This is a genomic window from Bacillus sp. BS1807G30, assembly GCF_040047675.1.
GTDB lineage: Bacteria > Bacillota > Bacilli > Bacillales > Bacillaceae > Bacillus > Bacillus altitudinis.
This window is the reverse complement of record NZ_CP157353.1, coordinates 1,745,155-1,766,784: the sequence shown is the minus strand read 5'-3', so window position 1 is coordinate 1,766,784 and position 21,630 is coordinate 1,745,155. Positions and strand designations below refer to the sequence as shown.

Genomic DNA, 21,630 nt, shown 5'->3' with positions numbered 1-21,630 from the left:
GACCTATTATATGATCAATCAGGAGTGATATTAGCGAGTGTTGAAACGACCATTACAATTTGAAAACGGAGGAATGATTCGCGGGAATGGATTTTACTCATTGCGAAGCACATTGGTCTTACACCGACTTCCATGATTTTAGATGCAGGTTAGCAGCGTGTATTGGGATGAATTTAGATAATATGCAAGGATTTGGCGGAGACATACCATTTGAAGATTATTCAGATGACATCATCCCGTTGTTAGAACAACCAGATTCTGACAGTTACTTAATGCCAGAGGTTTGTCAGACCGTTGCAGTAAGATTGCGTCAATTGATCCGCAATTGGCCAGATGATGATATGGATAAATGAACGCTCTCCATCTGGCAGAGGGAATGGAACTGGCACATCAACAAAATGAGCCATTAGTATTTATATAATTTAAAGGGAATTTTTACGGATCAATTGATTCTTTCCCTCAATAAAATAGAGGTCAAGGATAAAGTTCGTAAAACCATGTCTTAATTGACATGGTTTTTTGCTTGCAATAAAGTACGAAAGCGATATTATAACATATTAAAACAGCTCGACATTACACAATAACCAAAGCATAAGCAGAAAATTGGTTTGCAAAAAAATGTTGGTACTGGTAATTAAAACCCCCCTTATGACTCATGATAACATAAATCCAACAGCATGCTGGCACAAAAATGATAGCAATTATGATCCAAAAATAGAATTTCCTTAAGGTGAAATGAAAGGGGAGCATAACTAGCAGTCATGATATCTCGACTGTTTCGTGCCAGAATTCCTGCTTTGTTAGGGATTCCGTTTATTGCCTCACTTTTGCTAGAAATATTTATACTTACACAATCACCACACATTGATAATAGCTCCATTATGGCATGGTTTGGAATAGCAGGTATAAGTGTCATCAATTTTATAGGTATTATATCGAGCCTTTGAAAAGGGGACTTTATCCATTGTATCTCCTATCGGCTCAGGATTCGCTGTTATAACTGCAATTCTCGCTTTTGTTGGGAGACGCGTTGAAAAAGACCAAAAGATTAAACTCTTTTGGTCTTTTTCATACATTCTAAGTAAAGCTTTGTAAAAATAAATTGACTTTAATCTATTTAGTTGGTTACTTTATTTATTATTGAGACTTCAATCATTAAAAGAATACGAGATTTTTAAATTCACACTACAAAGATGGAGATGGGAAGTATGCTTAAAATTAGAGCAGCCAACGATTCAGATCTGATTGAAATATTAGATATTTATAACCAAGGGATTATTGATAAAATAGCCACTTTAGAAGTTGAAAAAAAAGATATCATTTACATGACAAAATGGTTCACTGATCGATCTGAAAAATATAAAATTCTTGTTGCTGAATTAAATTCACAGGTAGTAGGGTGGGTGGCACTTAACCCATACTCTCATCGACGTGCTTATCAAGGTGTTGCTGATTTATCTATATATATCCGTCGTAATCAAAGAGGGAAAGGTATTGGTAAAGCACTCTTATCTAATATAGAAAAAGAAGCAGTTAAATCTCAAATACATAAAATTGTCTTATTCACCTTCCCTTTTAATGAATTAGGACAAGGTTTATATAAATCAATGGGGTATAGGGAAGTAGGCATATTCAAAGAACACGGGAAAATCGATAATGATTATGTTGATGTAATGGCTATGGAAAAAATACTAACTAATTAAGCAGACCCCAAAAGAGGCCTGCTTTTTATTTATTCATCAATACAACAAGACGTTTTCTCAACTTTAGGTTTTAAAGCAACTTTACAAACTCCCGTTTCAGGTAACTTAAGTTCTATACGTTCAGCAGACTCTTTATCACCAGTCATATAAGCAACAACAGATCGAGCCTGCTCATAACCGGTGGCTAATAAAAAAGTAGGTGCTCTTCCATAACTTTTGGAACCAATGATATAAAAGTTTGTTTCTGGTTGTCTCAGTTCTTTTTCACCATGTGGTCGTACAGTGCCACAACTGTGTATGTTAGGATCAATAAGGTCAGCTAGATCCGGCACGCACTCTAATGCTGAATCAAATGTATGGCGAATTTCTCTTAGGAACTTAAAGTCAGGTCTTGCCCCAGTATTCGCAATCACTTCGTCTATATTATCAATTGTTATTTCTTCTTTTTTCTGGAGGCCAATGATTTTTAACTTGCTATTAAAAGTTTGTTCAATATTTTGAATCAACATTGAAGGGAAGACTCTTACTAACCCTTTATCTAAAATTTGTCTCAATCTAATGCCTAATTGACCTCTTGCAGGCAATTGATCATTGCTTTCTCCTCCGAATACCTCACTAATATCATGCTTTCTTAAAATCCATATAATTTCTGTGTTTTTTGATGTCATTTTTAGCTCTGCCAGCTCAAGCAAAGTGTTTACAGCAGAATGACCACTACCAACCACTGCAACTGTTTTATTCTGATACCGAATCAGATCACGATTTAAAACATCAGGAATGCCATAATAAATCCGATCAGCAACTCTTTTTTCATTTTCAGTCATAATCCCTTCAGCATTTATTGGATTAGGGTTTTGCCACGTACCAGTGGCATCAATAACCGCCTTTGCCTCGTAAGTTTTTTCTTCTTGATTATTTAATTTCACTCGAATGATAAAAGGTACTAGATCTCTATCTTTTGTTTTGACTTTATCAACACCTTTTTTGCCAATATGGAGAACTGGGCTATTTAAATAAATATGTGGTTTCATTTCTGGTAGTTCAGTTAATGGTTTTAGATATTGGGTAACAATTTCTTTTCCTAATGGGAGTTCATCTTTACAAGGAAGGGGGATCTGGTGTTTTTCTAGCAATTCCCTTGCAGCTTGATCAATATTAAACTCCCATGGTGAAAACAGGCGTACATGTCCATAATCTAAAAAATGATTCCCAATTTGTTTGCCTGATTCAAATAAGAGGAATGATTTATTTCTTTTAATAAGATGTGAAGCTGCGGCAATACCAACTGGGCCGCCGCCAATAATAACTACTGGTAAGTTTTTTTTCATTTTATGTAACTCCTTATAAATCAATTTTTTTTGATTAATTAGTTAAAAATAATCCCTTCCTAGCAAGAAGGGCGAAATAAGCAACATAGCTCTGGTGAAAGTAAATGATTCACTTCTTTTTCATTTAAGGAATAATAGCTCCATGTACCTCTTGTTTCTTTTGTGATTAAATCTGCATCTAATAAGATTTTTAAATGATATGACAATTTAGATTGTGTCATCTGAAATTGCTCAATTAGATCACAAACACAAGTAGGGCCGTTTTCGCAAAGAACGTTTAATACATGTAGCCTTTTTTTATCAGATAATGCTTTGAACTTCAGTTCGTAATGCTCAAATGTATCCACTAGCTGTTTATTTTCTAAGGGAAAGGAAAGGGACATAGAATTCTCCTTTTTCATTAATCAATTTTTTTTGATGAATAAATCATAAAATAAATTAAAAAGAAAATCAATCGATAACTTTTACGAGAATAAATTTTTGTTTAAATTCATATAATCAATTGATTATATAAGTTTTCGGTTATATAATGTTGAAGGAGTTGAAAACAAGGACCGTCACTTTTGAAAAGAGGGGGAATCATTGTGACTGCAGATGTTTCAATTGGTGTGACACATATGTCGAATTGTTTAAAAACACTCAGTGATCAAACAAGACTGATCATGATGAAATTGTTTTTGGAGAAAGAATATTGTGTGTGTGAACTGGTAGATATGTTCGAAATGAGTCAACCAGCTATTAGTCAGCATTTACGAAAATTAAAAAAAGCTGGATTTGTTCATGAGAACAGAAAAGGGCAGTGGCGTTATTATTCAATCAATAAACTGTCTCCAGAATTTGAGACGATTCGTACCATCTTAAATCAAATTGATAAAGAAGATGACCTTTTAAAAAGTATACAACATAAAGCAACAAACATTTCTTGTTCGTAAGGAGGGATGGGTTTGAGTTTTGCCGTTTTATCATTACTCATATTTTTGTTCACTTTGGTATTGGTTATTTGGCAGCCAAGAAATCTATCCATAGGGTGGTCCGCATGTGGAGGGGCCATTTTAGCATTAATCGTAGGTGTTGTGAATGTTGACGATGTGATCACCGTGACAGGCATCGTTTGGAATGCGACTTTAGCTTTTGTCGCCATTATCGTCATTTCACTCATCCTTGATCGAATCGGCTTTTTTGAATGGGCAGCATTGCATATGGCAAAAGCTGCAAAAGGCAGTGGGTTGCGTATGTTTGTGTATGTGACCATCCTTGGTGCAATCGTCGCTGCTTTATTTGCAAACGACGGTGCAGCACTTATTTTGACACCCATTGTTTTAGCCATGGTCAGAGCATTACACTTCAATGAAAAAATTGTATTCCCTTTTATTATCGCGAGTGGGTTTATTGCAGATACAACGTCGCTCCCTCTTGTCGTAAGTAATTTGGTGAACATTGTAACAGCCGACTATTTTAACATTACGTTTATTGAATATGCATCCAGAATGGTGGTTCCAAACCTTTTTTCGTTGCTTGCGAGTATCACTGTACTGTACCTTTTCTTTAGAAAGAGTATACCTAAACGCTATGATATGAATGAGTTAAAACACCCAAGTGAAGCAATAAAAGATCCAAAGATGTTTAGATTATCTTGGTATATATTAGCTTTTTTATTGATTGGTTATTTTGCAAGCGAATTTTTATCTATACCTGTATCGGTCATAGCTGGTGTGATTGCCATTTTATTCTTGGTCATTGCACAAAAAAGCCCTTCTGTTCAAACAAAAAGCGTTCTAAAAGAAGCTCCCTGGGCGATCGTTTTCTTTTCCATAGGTATGTACGTTGTTGTCTATGGCATGCGAAATGCAGGACTTACTGATGCTCTTTCAAGCGTAATTCAAGCTGTAGCAGATCAAGGTTTATTGGCAGGGACTCTTGGTATGGGATTTATCGCAGCGATTCTTTCATCTGTCATGAATAATATGCCGACGGTCATGATCGATGCATTAGCCATATCCGGCACCGATACACAAGGAATGATGAGAGAAGCGTTAATATACGCAAATGTCATTGGTTCTGATTTAGGACCAAAAATTACGCCCATTGGCTCCTTAGCAACACTTCTATGGCTTCATGTCCTTTCTCAAAAAGGTGTGAAGATTTCCTGGGGGACATATTTCAAAATAGGGGTCATTTTAACTGTACCAACACTATTCATTACACTTTTAGCTTTGTATTTCTGGCTATTGATTATACATTAAAGGAGACGATCAACATGTCAAAGAAAACAATTTACTTTTTATGTACCGGTAATTCTTGCCGCAGTCAAATGGCTGAAGGTTGGGCTAAAAAGCATCTTGGAGATGAGTGGAAGGTTTATAGCGCTGGTATTGAAGCTCATGGATTAAATCCGAATGCTGTAAAAGCAATGAAAGAAATAGGGATTGATATTTCTCATCAAACGTCTGACCTGATTGATCAGAAGATATTACATCACGCTGACTTAGTCGTAACATTATGCGGTGACGCAGCTGATAAATGCCCGATGACTCCTCCTCATGTCGAACGTGTCCATTGGGGCTTTGATGATCCAGCAAAAGCAGAAGGAACAGAAGAAGAGAAGTGGTCATTTTTCCAAAGGGTAAGAGATGAAATTGGAGATCGATTGAAACAGTTTGCTGAGACTGGAAAATAGTGCTGCGTTTGAGTCGATTGAATAAAAAATCTAATAATAAAGAGGATCAAGTCAAAGGTTCTCTTTTTTTGCATTAATTAATAGATAAGACATAACCATTCATAAGATTTATGCTAGTGCTTAGAAAACGTTCTCTGTAATGCCGAATCGAATCATTACAAAGAACGTTCTCTTTGTGCCGACTTGGAGAAGAGCTACTAAACACGAGTTGGAAGAGAGGTGGTATTTATAATATAATATCAAAACTTAAAATTGAACTCATTTAGTTTACATAATATATATTCTAGGAAGTTAAAGAACAATTAAAATTCTCTTGTCTCATTATTAAGTATACTTATCTTATTGAGATAAAACGAAAAATGAAAATCCACCGGTTGATTTGTTAGATTTTCATTCCTCTAAATGTTTTCTGTTTTCATGTTCATCTCCCTTTTATTGAAACTTCATTCATCGTTTGAATGAATGCCTCGGTGAATTGTGTCGTCGTCTCATTTCCTCCTAAATCCTTCGTTTTCAAGTTCTTTTTTAAGGTCTCATAAAGAGTATGTTCGATCAGACTGGCTGTCTGTTTTAATCTTTCATCTTGATATTTCACATGTAGCCAGTTACAAAGCATCACTGTAGAAAGAATCATGCCCATTGGATTGGCGATATTTTGACCAGCTATATCAGGTGCTGAACCATGTGCCGCCTGTGCCATCGCTTGATTTTCGTTGCAATTTAATGAGGGTGCCATTCCTAAACTGCCGACTAGTTCCCCTGCAAGATCAGATAAAATATCGCCAAACATATTTTCTGTCACAATCACATCAAAATCACCTGCACGTCTCACTAAATGGGCAGCCATCGCATCAATATGAATATCCTCAACCTCCACTTGCGGATATGCTTTCGCTACCTCTTGACATGTTCGTAAAAACAAGCCAGATCCTAATTTGATCACGTTCGCTTTATGAACAATGGTGACTTTCCCCCTCCTCTCCACTGCACGTTGAAAGGCCGCGTGGGCAATACGGGTAATTGCTTTTTTTGTAAACACACCTGTAGATATGGCGACATCTGGTGTAATCATCCACTCTCCTGTCCCCTGATACATATTCCGGTCTGGATAAAAGCCTTCTGTATTTTCTCGAAAAATGACCAGGTCGACGCCACTGGCAACGCTTTTCACACCTGGCAGCGATTGCGATGGACGAATATTTGCAAATAAATCAAATGTATGACGCAGTTCTCCACTTGGATTTCTTCTTTCTTTCAATTGATCAGGATATGATGCTGAATCATGAGGTCCTAATATCCAGCCATGGCATTTTTTCAAGGCGGCTATTGTAGAAGCTGGCACTGGATCTTGATGAGAATGAATGGCTTCAGCACCGATAGGACACTCTACAAATTCCACAAATGGTTCATTGAACTGTGACAGCGCTATCTTTAAAATACGCATACTAGAATTAACAATTTCCGGTCCAATCCCGTCTCCCTTTAAAACACCTATTCGATATGACATATGTATCGCCCCTTTTGTCTTTATTCTATCAAAGAATGATGAAGTTGGAATATTTTCTTCATGATGATCCTCCCTCATGTTATTTACGAATCAAGAAGTCTCCTTTATAATCGAGTAGATTTGTTCTGTAAGACTACATAGATATGAGGGATTAGATGAAATTAAAGTGGTATAAAGCGATCATTGTTATTTTTACGATGTCTGGGATCTCCATCTCCACTTGGTTTTCAAGAACACCAGAAGTGAGAGATTTGTTGCAAGCAGATACAGGCACAATGGGACTCATTTTACTCGGCCTATCTGTAGGTTCCATTGTCGGGCTGATTCTGTCCAATGTATTCGTTCGCAAAAAAGGCGGCCGAGTGGCGATTGTGGTCAGCGCTTTTTTGATGTTTATTGGATTCTCAACCCTTGCAATCGGCGCCGCCCTCTCTTCTACGCTGATTGTCACTGCTGGTCTTTTTCTTTTTGGTTCAGGCTCAGGCATGTGCAATGTAGCCATGAACTTAGAAGGAACGGAGATTGAGTATCAGATCAAGAGAACGATCCTGCCGATTTTGCATGCTTCTTTCAGTATTGGAACGTTAATTGGTGCAGGTGCCGGAATTCTCTTTATTTATTTAGGTGTGTCTGTCCTCATTCACCTTCTCACCATTGCACTCCTTTTCTTTCTCAGTATCCTGATTTGTACACGGTTTATTCCGCACGGGACAGGAAAAGATCAGGATGAGACGCAGACAGAATCAATTGAGGCTTCTCAAACATCATGGCTGAACAAACGAACGATCTCATTAGCGATGATTGCCTTATGTCTCGCATTTGTAGAAGGTTCTGCAAATGATTGGATTCCACTAGCAATGGTTGATGGCTATCAGGTTTCTCATTCAATGAGTACGGTCATCTATGCATTATTTTTGTGCGGGATGATTAGTGGCAGACTGGTAAGCGGACGTTTCATTGATCGCTTTGGTAGGGTGCTATTGCTAAGAATCGCGATCTTATCTGCTGCCGCCGGACTATTCTTGGTGATTTTAAAGATTTCACTCGTCGTGTGTATGATATCTATCTTTTTATGGGGACTTGGCGCGTCCTTAGGCTTCCCGCTGACCATTTCAGCAGCTGGTGATGATAGCCGCTATGCTGTCAAACGTGTCAGTATCGTCACTTTATCTGGGTATACAGCCTCTCTATCAGGGCCCCCTGTTTTAGGACTGCTCGCCAATCAAGTCGGACTGCTTCATGCGTTTATTTTTGTTCTGTTTGCCATTTGTATTGCGGGAATCTTCACAAAAGCTGTTGCAAAACCGACATCAATACATTCTTTTTGAAAAGTGCCAGATCTTTGATCTCGGTACTTTTTTTTAATTTAATAAATAAAATTGAAACCTTTCATGAAGTGAAACAGTCCTATAGATGTCTTGATGTTTAGCGCTTTTTTAAAGAGGGAAAGTAAAAAAATAAGACTTTTCAAATAACTGAAAACGTGGTAAGATCATGAAAATAAACAGGAAGGGGTGAGAAAAATGAAAAAAAATATGCTGTTAAAATTAGCAGTCTTATTCATAGCACTTGCAAGTTTTCATTTGTTCTCAATGCCTCATTCCGTTCAGGTATACCATCATGCAAAGGTGGTTGCTGATCAAGAATCACATGAAATGAAAATCGTTCAGACAGCAGGCGATGAAAAGAAACAAAAACATGTGAACGCAGTATTTGCGGCATTTACAGCACTGCTAGTCATTGGCAGTATGGCAGCTGGATTTGCACGCATCACTTATACTGATCGATTTGACCGGAAAAAGAAGCATTTACTTGCAGTGTTCTACCAGTCTTCGAATTTCCGAGTAGATCGTGTTAACCCAACCATTTAAATCAAACAAAAATTGGGAGGTTTTACACGATGTTATTTTTCTTAAGAGTATTCATTCTAGGTCTGTTCTCTGTCACTTCACTTTCTCTTTTCGTTTACCAAGGAATTGAAGTAGTGCATGCCATCACAAGCATGTTTGGCAATCACGAGAGTTAAATTGACCTCATCATAAAAAACCCCCTGCCTTACGCAGGGGGTTTTCATTTTGCTTATTTATTGTCATCTTGGTCAGATGCAGCAGGTGATAAAAGAACTTGAGTTACTTCTCCCTGCTCTTCCTCATCTAAAATAAACGATCCATTGCTATAACGATCATTTGCTCTTAGTGTGGAAATATCGAGCGGGATCGTGGCACCCTTTTCCGTATCAATCTCAAGTGTATCGTGCAGTGAAGCAGCAATCACAGCAACAATTCTGTGAGGGTTTTTCTTTAATTCTCTTAGCATGATCACTCCACGTTTTGCTCTTGATGTCTTATCAAATTCAGAGAGGTTCATCCGCTTCACAGCACCTCTTTGTGTCGTGAGAACAAGCACATTGTTCTTCGGATCAATCATTTGTCCAGAGACCACCTCGTCTCCGTCCTTCAAATTGATGCCTTTCACACCAGCCGCTCTCGGACCGACCACACTCACTTCTTCTTCATCAAACCATAATCCATAGCCATTTTTCGTTGCAATAAACAATTCTTGCTGACCTGTTGTGACATGAACATCTACAAGTTCATCATCACCTTTTAAATTCAAGGCGACAAGCGGTTTTGAATAACGCTGCGCTTTATATTGGAGAAGCTCTGTTTTCTTCACCATACCGCCTTTTGTGAAGAACAGGAGATACGATGATTCATCGAATTCTTTAATTGGGATCGCTTTTTGAATGGATTCATCGCGATCAATCGAAATAATATTCGTAATATGCTGCCCCATGTCTTTCCAGCGTATATCTGGCAGCTGATGAACTGGACAGTAAATATAGCTCCCTTTATTCGTAAAGAGCAGAAGAACATCTGTTGTATTCATTTCAAACTGGTGAATCAGTCGGTCTGTATCCTTCATACCGAAGTCCTTACCGTTTGATGCAGCATAGGAACGCTGGCTTGTCCGTTTGATGTATCCATCTTTTGTGACTGTGACGTACACGTCCTCTGATGCGATCATCACTTCAAGGTTAATCTTAATTTCTTCAATTTTTTCCTCAATGACAGATCGTCTTTCATCAGCATACGTCTTTTTCAACTTCTTCAAGTTGTTCGTAATGACTTTAAACAGCTTTTTCTCATTCGCTAAAATGTCTTCAAGTTCTGCAATTCGCACGTCAAGCTCTCTTGCTTCGTCTCTTAGTTGAGTGATATCTGTATTTGTTAAACGATATAACTGGAGAGAAACAATCGCTTCTGATTGTGCTTCTGTAAAATCATATTTCTCCATCAAATTGTTTTTCGCATCACGCTTATCATTAGACGAACGGATCGTCGCAATGACTTCATCTAAAATGGAAAGAGCTTTAATTAACCCATCTACAATATGATGACGTTCTTTTGCTTTTCGAAGCTCGTATGCTGAGCGGTTCGTCACCACTTCTTTTTGATGAGTAATGTAAGCGTCTAGTACAGTTGTAAGCGTCATTAAAGTCGGTCTTCTGTTATGTATCGCGACCATATTAAAGTTATATGGGATTTGCAGATCAGAATTTTTATATAAGAAATTCAAGACACCATTCGCATCCGCTTCTTTTTTCAGCTCTACAACAATCCGAAGGCCGGTACGATCCGTCTCATCCCGAACTTCAGAAATTCCTTCTACTTTTCTTTCAATGCGGAACTCGTCCATCTTTTTGACAAGATTGGCCTTATTCACTTCATAAGGAATTTCTGTGATCACGATTTGCTGGCGTCCACCACGGATGGTTTCAATCTCCGCTTTTCCGCGAATCATAATCTTTCCTTTTCCTGTTTCATATGCCTTCTTAATACCATCCACACCTTGAATGATCCCGCCTGTTGGGAAATCTGGCCCTTTGATGACTGTCATTAAATCTTCAACCGTACAATGCGGCTGTTCAATTCGCTTAATCACGCCATCAATCACTTCTCCTAGGTGGTGCGGCGGAATATCAGTCGCATAACCGGCTGAAATCCCTGTTGACCCGTTCACAAGAAGATTTGGAAACATCGCTGGTAAGACAACAGGCTCTTTGCTTGTATCATCAAAGTTCGCGACAAATTCGACTGTCTCCTTGTCGAGGTCCTTTAAAAGCTCTGAAGCAATTGCAGAAAGCCTTGCTTCCGTATAACGCATGGCAGCAGGAGGATCTCCGTCGATACTCCCGTTATTTCCATGCATCTCAATCAGCACATTTCGCACTTTCCATTCCTGGCTCATTCTCACCATTGCTTCATAAACAGAAGAATCACCATGAGGATGATAGTTACCAATGACGTTACCGACTGTTTTGGCAGCTTTACGGAAGTTTTTATCTTGTGTATTTCCTTCTGCATACATCGCATATAAAATTCTTCGTTGTACAGGCTTTAATCCATCACGTGCATCTGGAAGTGCACGATCTTGGATAATATATTTACTATAGCGACCAAAACGGTCCCCAATCACTTCTTCTAACGGTAAATCATGAAATCGTTCTTGTTGTGCCATGTTTAAACCTCCTCAGCTAGCGACAAGTTTTCATTTTCAAGAATGTTGCTTTCCTCATCAAGTCCAAAGGCGACATTTTTTTCAATCCATTTACGGCGTGGTTCTACTTTGTCACCCATCAGTGTCGTGACGCGGCGTTCCACCCGTGCAGCATCATCGATCTTCACCCTGACAAGCGTTCTCGACTCTGGATTCATTGTCGTTTCCCATAGCTGGTCGGCATTCATTTCACCTAAACCTTTATAGCGCTGAATCGTATATCCTTTTCCAACTTTCTTTAGTACGTCATCCATTTCTTCATCAGACCAAGCATATTCAATGACTTCTTTCTTCCCTGAGCCTTTGCTGACTTTATATAAAGGCGGAAGGGCAATGAATACTTTGCCATGCTCAATCAGCGGCTTCATATAGCGGTAGAAGAATGTAAGCAATAGAACCTGAATATGCGCCCCATCTGTATCAGCATCTGTCATGATGACAATTTTGTCATAATTGATGTCTTCTACATTAAAATCGACACCAACCCCGCCGCCAATGGCATGGATAATGGTATTGATTTCTTCGTTTTTGAAAATATCCGCAAGCTTTGCTTTCTCTGTATTAATGACCTTCCCTCGAAGCGGCAGCACCGCTTGGAATTTTCGATCACGTCCTTGCTTGGCTGATCCACCCGCTGAGTCGCCCTCTACTAGATACAGTTCATTTCTTGCCGGGTTTCTAGATTGAGCAGGTGTTAATTTTCCGCTTAGTGTCGCTTCAGATTTTTTCCGTTTCTTGCCGCTCCTTGCTTCTTCTCTTGCTTTTCTAGCCGCTTCTCTTGCCTGCTGCGCTTTAATCGCTTTTTTCACAAGCAGTGTTGCCGTTTCGCGGTTTTCTTCAAGGAAATAAGCCAATTTTTCAGAAATTACGGCATCAACAGCTGACCTTGCCTCACTCGTTCCAAGCTTTCCTTTTGTTTGTCCTTCAAATTGAAGAAGTTCTTCAGGAATTCTGACAGAAATAACAGCTGACAGGCCTTCACGAATATCCGTACCTTCTAAATTTTTATCTTTTTCTTTTAAAAGGGTCACTTTGCGTGCATATTCATTAAAGGCTCTCGTCATGGCCGTTTTTGCACCAGACTCATGCGTACCGCCATCTTTGGTTCTTACGTTATTGACGAACGACAGAATATTTTCTGAATAGCCGTCGTTAAATTGAAAGGCAAAATCGACTTCAATGGACTGATGTTCCCCTTCAAACGAAACGACTTCACTAAGTACATCCTTTTCCTCGTTTAAATAAGCAACGAACGCTTCAATACCTGTCTCATAATAAAAGGTTTCCTGCACATCATGGCGCTCATCAATCAGCTCTATTTTTAGCCCTTTTAATAAAAAGGCTGATTCTCTTAGACGCTCTGATAATGTATCAAAATTATAGGTGGTGACACTGAACATCGTTGGATCTGGCTTAAAATGAATCAGTGTACCGGTCTTTTTCGTTTTCCCGATTTTTTCAAGTGATGTGACTGGCTTTCCGCCATGTTCAAAGCGCTGGTGATAAATAAATCCATCGCGTTCTATCGTCACGGTGAGCCACTCTGAAAGTGCGTTCACAACGGACGCCCCAACCCCGTGAAGTCCACCACTTGTTTTATAACCGCCTTGACCAAATTTTCCGCCTGCGTGCAGGACCGTTAAAATGATCTCTGGTGTCGGTTTTCCAAGCTTATGCATACCAGTAGGCATTCCGCGCCCTTTATCTTGGACGGAAATGCTGTTATCTTTATGTATTTTGACAATGATATGATCTCCATGGCCAGCGAGCACTTCATCGACAGAGTTGTCTACAATCTCATAGACAAGGTGATGAAGACCGCGTGAATCCGTCGATCCAATATACATCCCTGGACGTTTACGGACCGCTTCAAGCCCCTCTAGCACCTGAATAGAATCATCGTTATAATCTACTTGCTGCTTTTTAACCAAATGCTTAATCCCCTTTCACTAACAAACATAACCGGCTAATCATCAATGATCTCTCTAGATTTTAATGATGATCATGCTGCTCATTACTGTCCACTTTAATAAGCTGCATCATCACCATGCATGTGTGATTCAGCGATACATGCTCTTTTGCACGGTTATGAGAATGTTCTACATTCTGCAATCAGAACTAGAAGTCCATTATAAACAAGACTGTTTCATAAGCCAAATGCAATCATATGATGGTTTTAGCAAAACAGAACAAATGTTCTATATTTATCTTATCGCTCTTTTTCTCGATATGCAAGGTCACCGATATGTCCCTGTCGCCTTATTTTATCGCTTTCTTCTAGAATCGCAAATATATTTCTGCAACAAAAAAGCAAAAATCCTTGGTTTTTCAAGGATTTTTGACGATTTAATGAGTTTTTGTCATCGCATGAGCCACTTTGATACATAAATCCATGATGGCGACCTTGCCATTTTCCTCAATCAGCCTTTTCGCCTCTTCATGATATACGCCTTGCTGTGCCCAAAAAACAGGTGCATTTATTTCAAGAAATTCTTTCGCCACCTCAGGCAAAAACTCGGAACGTCTAAAGACATTGACGATATCAACAGGCCCTTCTATGTCTTTTAAAGAGTCGACCGCTTTTACCCCAAGTGCTTCATCAATCGTTGGATTGACAGGAATGATGTCATAACCGGCATCCTGCATGGCTTTTGAAACCATATAAGACGTTCGGTGCGGCTGATCTGACAAACCAACAACCGCAATTCGCTTACTGCTTTTTAATATACGACCAATTTCTTGTTTTGAAGGATGATTCATCCAGACACTCCTTTTCTTCTATTTTAGCGAATTTCTTGTTAAAAACAAAGCTCAATTCATCGGCCATCGTTTTTTTCAAAAAAAGATCGCCATGTTTTTCATAAGATCATGTTAAAATGTAAGACAAGAGGGAGAATATAAAGGAGTTATGCAGATGTTAATTGCTTTGATGTTTATTTTGGCTTATCTTCTCGGCAGTATTCCATCAGGTCTCATTGTCGGGAAAGCTGCAAAGGGAATCGATATCCGTGAACATGGCAGCGGGAACCTAGGTGCGACGAATGCATTCCGTACACTAGGTGTTAAAGCAGGGTCCATCGTTATCACTGCTGATATTTTAAAGGGGACTCTTGCTTCGGCTTTACCGTTTTTCATGCAACTGGACATTCATCCCTTATTAGCAGGAGTGGCTGCTGTTATCGGTCACAGCTTTCCTGTCTTTGCAAAATTTAAAGGGGGAAAAGCGGTCGCTACATCAGGCGGCGTGCTGTTATTTTATGCCCCGTTCTTATTTATCACGATGATCGCTGCTTTTTTCTTATTTTTATACATTAGTAAATATGTTTCATTATCATCTATGCTGACTGGGATCTACACATTCATTTACAGCATATTCACCCAAGATCTATTTTTAATTATTGTTGTTGCCGTTCTTGCTGGCTTTGTGATCTTCAGACACATCGCCAACCTCAAACGAATTCTCAACAAAACTGAACCGAAAATCAAATGGCTTTAGCCGTTTCATCAATTTAAATATGTGGTAAAAGTAAAGAAAAGCTGTTTTTGCATCCTGCATTTAAAAACAGCATGACTTCAAAAAGGGGCGATCACATTGAAATTAACGATAAAAGATGATGCACTCAATTGGTACAAGAATGAACTGGATTTAGAAAAAGGTGATCATGTTCGCTTTTTTGTCAGATATGGCGGGTGCAGTAATGTACAAAAAGGCTTTTCTCTCGGCGTCGCAAAAGATGAACCTCAAAATGCCGGCGCAACCGCTGAAGTAGAAGGCATTACTTTCTTCGTGGAAGAAAGTGATATTTGGTATTTTGACAACCATGATCTGCATATTGATTATAACGAGTCCGTGAAAGAACCAGAATTTCATTATGAATAAACAAAAAAGATACCTCATCCCTCGGGTATCTTTTTTGTTTATCACTCAATATAAAGTCCATACTCCTGAATGTTTCCTAACGACCGCTCTTTTTGTAAAATCCGTTTTTGCGAATCACCGATGAGATCAAAATGAGGAAAACCTTCGCGAACATGAATCCATTCTTTCTTTAATCCATGCTTTTGTCCCCAAGCGATTAATTGCTCCATATCCTGACAGGCTGCCTTTGTGACAGTATTCGCATGCGGAAAACGGTCATCAAGCCAATAGTGTGTCAAAAAGGCCACATTCCCTTGCCGAACAGCTGATTTCCAAGCATGTAGATCCTTTCTTTTAATTCCAAATGCCATGAATCAAACCTGCTTCTTGGACTGTTCGTATACGCTGTGCCATGCAGGGAAAGCTTTTCTAAATTGAATCGGTCTAAAGGTTTCTTTGTCCACACAAATATGTGAGGTGATCCCTGTAATAGCCGTTTGTCCATCAGGTTTTTGTATTTCATAGCCATACACTGTTTTCACGCCGTTATATTCTTCAATCCATGTGTGAACTGTAGCCGTTTCACCGTACAGTAGTGGTTTCTTATATTGAACCTGAAGATCGACAACAGGTGCAAGGACACCGTCTGCCTCTAACTGGGCATAGGAAAAGCCTAATTCTTTAATTAAAGCTGTTCTGCCGACTTCCATCCAGATTAAATAGTTGGCATGATACACAATACCCATTTGATCTGTTTCTGCATAACGGACTTCTATTTCTTTTTTAGATACATACACGTTTTCATCGCTCTCCTATCAAAACCTAACGTCTCTGACATTTTACCACATTCCAAATGGTTCTTCTAAAAAGAGGCAATAAAATAAACCAGGAATCCCTGGTTTATTCAGTGTAACCGCTCTTTCTTGCTGCTTCCTCGTCCTTTATTTCAGAACGCATTGCGTCAATACTTGTTCTACGGTTTTCATTTTTTTGCTTGATCATCTGCTTTTCTTCCTCTGTTGAAAGACCCATTGCTGCTTCAGATTCATCAATATTTTCAAGTGTGTTTTCGATCATATCCTGCAGCTTCTCAACATTATCAGAACGATCATCTGGATTGGATTGATATGACTTGTCATTCATCATGCTTCCCTCCTATTATTCGCCCTTCGTCTGTATCACATCAGGCTGTTCATTCGATTTATTATGCATCTTTTTGCCTTTATTTCGTTTGTATGCTACAGGTTTTGTCCCTAAATGGTCTGGTGTAAACTGCGCTTGTTTATCATGCTCTCTACCCATCATTCATCCCTCCCTCTTCTTTAGGATGAACGAAAAAGGTCAAATCATAACTTATTTCTGTCTAAATCGCTCTTCCAACTTTTCTTCAAGCTGGTTTAAAAATTCCTCATTGCTTAATAATTCTTTTTTATTTTCAAGCACAAGTTCTTCAAATGTACGGCGCTTTCTTCTTCTCATGTCTATCACCACCTCCACTCTGTTCATACCATTTTCGCCAAAACATTTAGAAAATAAGCAAAAAAGAGCTGAATCATTATAGATCCAGCTCTTTTTCAATTTCTTTTTTTGTGAGCATTTGATGCTTTACAGACAGGATACGCCCTTTTTCATCTAGTATGTATGTCGTCGGATAGGAAAGTACCTGATATCTCGCTTGAATACCTTTTTGATCTAATAAAACAGGAAAACTGACCTTAAGTTCATCAATAAATGAGGCGACGTGATCCACACTCTTTTCAGTGTTCGTCAAATTCACCGCTAGTACCTCAACTTGGTCATTTTCACTTCTAATTGCGTCTAGATCTGGCATTTCTGTTCGGCAAGGCTTACACCATGTCGCCCAAAAATTGAGGAGTACTTTTTTCCCTCGATAATCAGATAACGATGCTGTTTTGCCATCAAGGGTTTTGAGCTCAAAATCAGGGGCTTTGTCCCCTGTTTCAAGACCGATGGCGGGTTCTTTTGGTCCGAATACATTCCATGCAAGTAAACCAATCAACACAAGTAAAACAGCGCTTGCCATTCCTTTTTTCCACATGATTGATCCTCCACTATGTTAAAAAAGAAGAGAAAGCTGTCTAATCGCCTTCTCTTCTTTGCTTTATTAGTTGCTTGCCAATTTCTCACGCAGTACCATTTGAAGGATACCACCATGACGGTAGTAGTCAATTTCGACTTCACTGTCAAAGCGAACAATTACTTCAAATGTTTTCTCGTTGCCATCTGTATCAATTGCTTTTACAGTGACAAGATCACGCGGACGAACTGTTTCATCAACATCTACTTCGAATGTTTCTGTTCCTGTTAGTCCATAAGTTTCTGCACTTTCACCGTCTTTAAACTGTAAAGGAAGTACGCCCATGAAGACAAGGTTACTTCTGTGGATACGCTCAAAGCTTTCCGCAAGAACGAATTTAATTCCAAGAAGATTTGTTCCTTTTGCAGCCCAGTCACGTGAAGAACCCATTCCGTAGTCTTTGCCTGCTAAGATCGCAAGACCAGTTCCATCTTCTTTATAACGCATGCATGCATCATAAATGGATGTCACTTCACCAGTTGGCCAGTACGTTGTATACCCGCCTTCTGTTCCTGGTGCGATTTGGTTCTTAATGCGGATGTTTGCAAAAGTACCTCTCATCATTACATGGTGGTTACCACGACGTGATCCATATGAGTTAAAGTCTCTTGGCGAAACGCCTCTTTCTTGCAAGTATTTACCTGCAGGCGTGTCTTTACCAATTGCTCCAGCAGGAGAAATATGGTCTGTTGTGACAGAATCACCGAACTTCGCCACTACGCGCAATCCTTTAAGTGGTTCAACTTTACCAGGTTCAACTGATAAGTTTTCAAAAAATGGCGGGTTATCAATGTATGTGGAATTTTCATCCCATTTATACAATGCATCATCCGTTGTTTTAATTTCATTCCAGCGGTCATTGTTGTCAAAAACAGTTTCATACTCTGAACGGAATAGCTCAGGTGTGACCGTGCTTTTGACGACGCTGTTGATTTCATCCATTGATGGCCAAATGTCATTGAAATAAACGTTCTCGCCATTTTTATCGACACCAATCGGATCTTTTGTTAAATCAATATTCACCGTACCAGCAAGTGCATAGGCCACTACTAATGGTGGAGATGCAAGGTAGTTTCCTTTTACAAGCGGGTGGATACGCCCTTCAAAGTTACGGTTACCTGATAAAACAGAAGTGATCAGAAGATCATTTTCAGAGACAGCTTCCTCGATTTCTTTCGCGAGCGGTCCTGAGTTTCCGATACATGTTGTACAGCCATACCCAACGATGTTAAATCCAAGGTCTCTTAAGTATGGAAGAAGTCCTGAGTTCACAAGGTATCCAGTTACTACTTTAGATCCTGGTGCTAGTGACGTTTTCACGTAGTTTGGCACCTTCATACCAAGCTCACTTGCTTTCTTCGCGACAAGACCTGCCCCAATTAAAACGTATGGGTTAGATGTATTCGTACAGCTCGTAATTGCTGCAATCGCAATCGCACCTGTCTTCATAACAGCTTTTTCACCGTTTTCAAGATCAAATTCGATTTGTTTGTCTAGCTCTGATTTTTCTAAACCAAATCCTTGGTTTCCAGCTGGACTTTCAATATGTTTATGGAATGTTTCTTTCATTTCAGAAAGCGGAATCAAATCTTGTGGACGTTTCGGACCAGATAAGTTTGATTCAATTTTAGAAAGATCAATTTCCACAACATCTGTAAAAATTGGTTCCTCAGCATCAGGTGTATAGAATAAACCATTTGCACGAGAATATTCTTCAACGATGTTGATTTGCTCTTCGTCACGGCCAGTTAGGCGAAGATATGCAAGAGCTTCCGCATCTACTGGGAAGAATCCGCAAGTAGCACCGTATTCAGGCGCCATGTTCGCAATCGTTGCACGATCAGCTAATGGCAGCTGTGCAACTCCTGGTCCGAAGAACTCAACGAATTTGTTAACAACGCCTTTTTCACGAAGTACTTGTGTCACTTTTAAGGCAAGGTCAGTTGCAGTCGTTCCGTTTGGAAGCTCTCCTACTAATTTAGCTCCAATGACTTCTGGCACTGGGAAGTAAGAAGGCTGACCAAGCATACCAGCTTCTGCTTCGATACCGCCAACGCCCCATCCAAGTACACCGATACCGTTAATCATTGTTGTATGTGAGTCAGTACCAACTAATGTATCTGGGTAAGTGATGATCTCGCCATCTTCTTCAATTGCATGAACAACACTTGCAAGATACTCTAGGTTCACTTGGTGAACGATCCCTGTTGCAGGCGGAACAGCTTGATAATTGTTAAACGCTTTCTTTGCCCAGCTAAGGAAGTTATAACGCTCTGCGTTACGTTCGAATTCTAAATCCATGTTAATGTTTAATGCATCTTCAGTTCCAGCTTTATCGACTTGTACAGAGTGGTCAATGACCAGGTCAACTGGAATTTCAGGGTTGATTTTATCTGGGTCTCCGCCCACATCTGCCATTGCTTTTCTTAAAGAAGCAAGGTCAACGACAGCTGGCACACCCGTGAAGTCTTGTAAAATAACACGAGAAGGTTTAAATGGAACATCAATTTCTTTTACCTCGGCAGTTCCCCATTTTGCCAAGTTCTCAACGTGTTCCTTTTTGATCACTCTACCGTCTACTTGGCGAAGCACTGATTCTAACAGTACCTTAATGGAATAAGGCAATTTAGAAACATTTCCGATTCCTTGTTTCTCGAGTGCTTCTAACGAATAATAGTGATACGTTTTCCCATTTGTCGAAAACGTTTTTCTAGATTGAAAAGCGTCTTGTTTAGCGACTTGCTGCTGTTTCGACATGTCCAAAATCCCCCTTTTGATGATCAAGATCAATTTCAATTCTCAGAAAAATCGTCGTATTTCACCACAATTTTCTCACAATTTCATCTTAAAACAAATTCATACATAAGTAAATAACAATGCTTTTATTAAATTCAATAAGTTTAGCTTATCATGAGGAAATGATTACTCTTCATAAACTGAGCAGCACGGGTTCATACTAATGCTGAGGTGATAGAACATGACAAAAAGAAAAGCAAATCATGTCATTGAAGGCATGAACGCAGCCAAAAGCCAAGGAAATGGTGCAGGCTATATAGAAAATGATCAGCTCGTTTTAACAGAAGAACAAAAGCAAAACAATAAAAAGCGTAAAAAAAACCAATAAGAAAGGAGTGAGTAATGATGACGAACAACAACACCGGGAAAGACATACGTCAAAACTCTCCTAAAGAGCATCAAGGCGGGCAGCCTGAGCCACTATCAGGCAGTAAAAAAGTGAAAAACCGCAACCATACAAGACAAAAGCACAATTCACATCATGATATGTAAACATTTTCTCTTAAGCCCGTGACCAAACGGGATGTTTTAGGTCTTTCACACATTTCACAACTTTCATCATATGATTTATTATGAGATGTGATGGAGGAGTGTTTATGGAGAATGAAAAGCAAGTGAATTCCTCTGATTTTCTTGAAATAGATGATTGGCTGAGTGTATTAATGGACGATCCTTTTGCATGGTATGACGAACAACTCCCAATAGATCTTTACGAAACGAGCCGTGATTATATTATTGAGATCGACCTCTCCACCCTATCGATCACTGATTTAAAACTGACCTTTTCCGGATGTGAGCTCATCCTCGCTTATTTGATTGATGAAAGAGAACAGCCGATTGAAAAAAGTGTCATGCTCCCTTTTTATTTGAATGACAAAGACATTGATACAGATTACGAAAACAGAATCATATCAATAAAAATCAAAAAAGATGCTCATCGTCAAGACGGAGCATTTTCCTTTCAAATGCCGCACTTCAAACATTAAGAGCCCACCTGTATACAGGTGGGCTCTCTTCCGTTCGTTTCAAGTCAATACCTTGTGCGAACCACCATGGCCAAATAGTAGAGTCGCTATACAATAATGTATTCCTTTTCTACTAA

The 21,630-nt window shown here is 39.2% G+C and carries 26 protein-coding genes; 13 read left to right on the top strand and 13 right to left on the bottom strand.

Going from position 1 to position 21,630, the window contains the following annotated elements; translation table 11 throughout:
- Positions 1–86 precede the first annotated feature (86 nt).
- Both ABG082_RS09015 and ABG082_RS09010 read left to right on the top strand, forming a co-directional pair.
- Positions 87–353 carry a hypothetical protein gene (locus tag ABG082_RS09015; protein ID WP_348936785.1) on the top strand — a complete coding sequence of 89 codons (267 nt, stop codon included), beginning with the start codon at positions 87–89 and terminating at the stop codon, positions 351–353.
- A gap of 846 nt (positions 354–1,199) precedes the next feature.
- Positions 1,200–1,703, top strand: coding sequence for an arsinothricin resistance N-acetyltransferase ArsN1 family A (locus ABG082_RS09010; protein ID WP_192895859.1), 504 nt, complete (start codon positions 1,200–1,202; stop codon positions 1,701–1,703).
- Positions 1,704–1,732: 29 nt separating this feature from the next.
- Here ABG082_RS09010 and ABG082_RS09005 read toward each other — a convergent pair whose 3' ends face one another.
- Together ABG082_RS09005 and ABG082_RS09000 are read right to left on the bottom strand one after the other, a co-directional pair.
- On the bottom strand, positions 1,733–3,031 hold the full coding sequence (locus ABG082_RS09005) for an NAD(P)-binding domain-containing protein (protein ID WP_348936784.1): 1,299 nt from the start codon (positions 3,029–3,031) through the stop codon (positions 1,733–1,735).
- 59 nt (positions 3,032–3,090) lie between these two features.
- Positions 3,091–3,414 (bottom strand): metalloregulator ArsR/SmtB family transcription factor, encoded by a 324-nt coding sequence (locus tag ABG082_RS09000; protein ID WP_024719074.1) that lies wholly within the window; start codon positions 3,412–3,414, stop codon positions 3,091–3,093.
- Between the two features lie 234 nt (positions 3,415–3,648).
- On the opposite strand from ABG082_RS09000, the gene ABG082_RS08995 reads away from it, so the two are divergent.
- From ABG082_RS08995 to arsC, 3 genes are read left to right on the top strand one after another with little or no spacing between them, the layout of a single operon-like run.
- Positions 3,649–3,963 carry a metalloregulator ArsR/SmtB family transcription factor gene (locus ABG082_RS08995; protein ID WP_060781636.1) on the top strand — a complete coding sequence of 105 codons (315 nt, stop codon included), beginning with the start codon at positions 3,649–3,651 and terminating at the stop codon, positions 3,961–3,963.
- A 12-nt stretch (positions 3,964–3,975) separates the two neighbouring features.
- Positions 3,976–5,274: an arsenical efflux pump membrane protein ArsB gene (locus ABG082_RS08990; protein ID WP_019744138.1), complete on the top strand. Its 1,299-nt coding sequence runs from the start codon at positions 3,976–3,978 to the stop codon at positions 5,272–5,274.
- Between the two features lie 14 nt (positions 5,275–5,288).
- Positions 5,289–5,708, top strand: a complete 420-nt coding sequence (gene arsC, locus ABG082_RS08985) for an arsenate reductase (thioredoxin) (RefSeq protein WP_008343782.1) — start codon at positions 5,289–5,291, stop codon at positions 5,706–5,708.
- Between the two features lie 421 nt (positions 5,709–6,129).
- Here arsC and ABG082_RS08980 read toward each other — a convergent pair whose 3' ends face one another.
- Positions 6,130–7,293: an isocitrate/isopropylmalate dehydrogenase family protein gene (locus ABG082_RS08980; RefSeq protein WP_348936783.1), complete on the bottom strand. Its 1,164-nt coding sequence runs from the start codon at positions 7,291–7,293 to the stop codon at positions 6,130–6,132.
- Positions 7,294–7,370: 77 nt separating this feature from the next.
- Between ABG082_RS08980 and ABG082_RS08975 the strand changes: the two genes are divergently transcribed.
- The 3 genes from ABG082_RS08975 to ABG082_RS08965 all read left to right on the top strand — a co-directional run bounded on the left by ABG082_RS08975 (position 7,371) and on the right by ABG082_RS08965 (position 9,241).
- Positions 7,371–8,543 (top strand): MFS transporter, encoded by a 1,173-nt coding sequence (locus ABG082_RS08975; protein ID WP_216895944.1) that lies wholly within the window; start codon positions 7,371–7,373, stop codon positions 8,541–8,543.
- Positions 8,544–8,738: 195 nt separating this feature from the next.
- Entirely contained in the window at positions 8,739–9,086 is a 348-nt protein-coding gene (locus ABG082_RS08970; RefSeq protein ID WP_116306915.1) for a hypothetical protein, read from the top strand.
- 29 nt (positions 9,087–9,115) lie between these two features.
- The gene (locus ABG082_RS08965; protein ID WP_008343787.1) at positions 9,116–9,241 is read left to right on the top strand and encodes a hypothetical protein; all 126 of its coding nucleotides are present in this window, start codon (positions 9,116–9,118) and stop codon (positions 9,239–9,241) included.
- 53 nt (positions 9,242–9,294) lie between these two features.
- Here the strand turns inward: ABG082_RS08965 and parC are convergent, their stop codons facing one another.
- The 3 genes from parC to ABG082_RS08950 all read right to left on the bottom strand — a co-directional run bounded on the left by parC (position 9,295) and on the right by ABG082_RS08950 (position 14,535).
- The gene (gene parC / locus ABG082_RS08960) at positions 9,295–11,736 is read right to left on the bottom strand and encodes a DNA topoisomerase IV subunit A (protein ID WP_058213730.1); all 2,442 of its coding nucleotides are present in this window, start codon (positions 11,734–11,736) and stop codon (positions 9,295–9,297) included.
- 2 nt (positions 11,737–11,738) lie between these two features.
- Positions 11,739–13,706 carry a DNA topoisomerase IV subunit B gene (parE, locus tag ABG082_RS08955; RefSeq protein WP_007499323.1) on the bottom strand — a complete coding sequence of 656 codons (1,968 nt, stop codon included), beginning with the start codon at positions 13,704–13,706 and terminating at the stop codon, positions 11,739–11,741.
- A gap of 415 nt (positions 13,707–14,121) precedes the next feature.
- Complete coding sequence (locus tag ABG082_RS08950) at positions 14,122–14,535, bottom strand: CoA-binding protein (protein ID WP_348936782.1); 414 nt, start codon at positions 14,533–14,535, stop codon at positions 14,122–14,124.
- Between the two features lie 154 nt (positions 14,536–14,689).
- Here ABG082_RS08950 and plsY point away from each other — a divergent pair, with 154 nt between their 5' ends.
- Complete coding sequence (plsY, locus tag ABG082_RS08945; RefSeq protein WP_008343794.1) at positions 14,690–15,271, top strand: glycerol-3-phosphate 1-O-acyltransferase PlsY; 582 nt, start codon at positions 14,690–14,692, stop codon at positions 15,269–15,271.
- Positions 15,272–15,367: 96 nt separating this feature from the next.
- The gene (locus tag ABG082_RS08940) at positions 15,368–15,655 is read left to right on the top strand and encodes a HesB/YadR/YfhF family protein (protein WP_008343795.1); all 288 of its coding nucleotides are present in this window, start codon (positions 15,368–15,370) and stop codon (positions 15,653–15,655) included.
- Positions 15,656–15,696: 41 nt separating this feature from the next.
- Here ABG082_RS08940 and ABG082_RS08935 read toward each other — a convergent pair whose 3' ends face one another.
- The 7 genes from ABG082_RS08935 to acnA form a co-directional block, all read right to left on the bottom strand.
- Complete coding sequence (locus ABG082_RS08935; protein WP_008343798.1) at positions 15,697–16,005, bottom strand: hypothetical protein; 309 nt, start codon at positions 16,003–16,005, stop codon at positions 15,697–15,699.
- A gap of 3 nt (positions 16,006–16,008) precedes the next feature.
- Positions 16,009–16,431: a thioesterase family protein gene (locus ABG082_RS08930; protein ID WP_058213732.1), complete on the bottom strand. Its 423-nt coding sequence runs from the start codon at positions 16,429–16,431 to the stop codon at positions 16,009–16,011.
- 103 nt (positions 16,432–16,534) lie between these two features.
- Positions 16,535–16,777 carry a small acid-soluble spore protein Tlp gene (tlp, locus tag ABG082_RS08925; protein WP_017359579.1) on the bottom strand — a complete coding sequence of 81 codons (243 nt, stop codon included), beginning with the start codon at positions 16,775–16,777 and terminating at the stop codon, positions 16,535–16,537.
- A 15-nt stretch (positions 16,778–16,792) separates the two neighbouring features.
- The gene (locus ABG082_RS08920; protein WP_008357830.1) at positions 16,793–16,936 is read right to left on the bottom strand and encodes an acid-soluble spore protein N; all 144 of its coding nucleotides are present in this window, start codon (positions 16,934–16,936) and stop codon (positions 16,793–16,795) included.
- 51 nt (positions 16,937–16,987) lie between these two features.
- Positions 16,988–17,113 (bottom strand): FbpB family small basic protein, encoded by a 126-nt coding sequence (locus tag ABG082_RS08915; protein WP_003211002.1) that lies wholly within the window; start codon positions 17,111–17,113, stop codon positions 16,988–16,990.
- Positions 17,114–17,189: 76 nt separating this feature from the next.
- A complete protein-coding gene (locus ABG082_RS08910; protein WP_008343807.1) occupies positions 17,190–17,693 on the bottom strand; it encodes a TlpA disulfide reductase family protein in 504 nt (167 codons plus the stop codon).
- Positions 17,694–17,759: 66 nt separating this feature from the next.
- On the bottom strand, positions 17,760–20,489 hold the full coding sequence (gene acnA, locus ABG082_RS08905; protein ID WP_142155180.1) for an aconitate hydratase AcnA: 2,730 nt from the start codon (positions 20,487–20,489) through the stop codon (positions 17,760–17,762).
- Positions 20,490–20,709: 220 nt separating this feature from the next.
- On the opposite strand from acnA, the gene sspO reads away from it, so the two are divergent.
- The 3 genes from sspO to ABG082_RS08890 all read left to right on the top strand — a co-directional run bounded on the left by sspO (position 20,710) and on the right by ABG082_RS08890 (position 21,514).
- Positions 20,710–20,856 (top strand): small acid-soluble spore protein O, encoded by a 147-nt coding sequence (gene sspO, locus ABG082_RS08900; RefSeq protein WP_008343809.1) that lies wholly within the window; start codon positions 20,710–20,712, stop codon positions 20,854–20,856.
- A gap of 17 nt (positions 20,857–20,873) precedes the next feature.
- The gene (locus tag ABG082_RS08895; RefSeq protein WP_348936781.1) at positions 20,874–21,020 is read left to right on the top strand and encodes a small acid-soluble spore protein P; all 147 of its coding nucleotides are present in this window, start codon (positions 20,874–20,876) and stop codon (positions 21,018–21,020) included.
- Between the two features lie 104 nt (positions 21,021–21,124).
- On the top strand, positions 21,125–21,514 hold the full coding sequence (locus ABG082_RS08890; protein WP_024719083.1) for an Hsp20/alpha crystallin family protein: 390 nt from the start codon (positions 21,125–21,127) through the stop codon (positions 21,512–21,514).
- Positions 21,515–21,630: the final 116 nt, after the last annotated feature.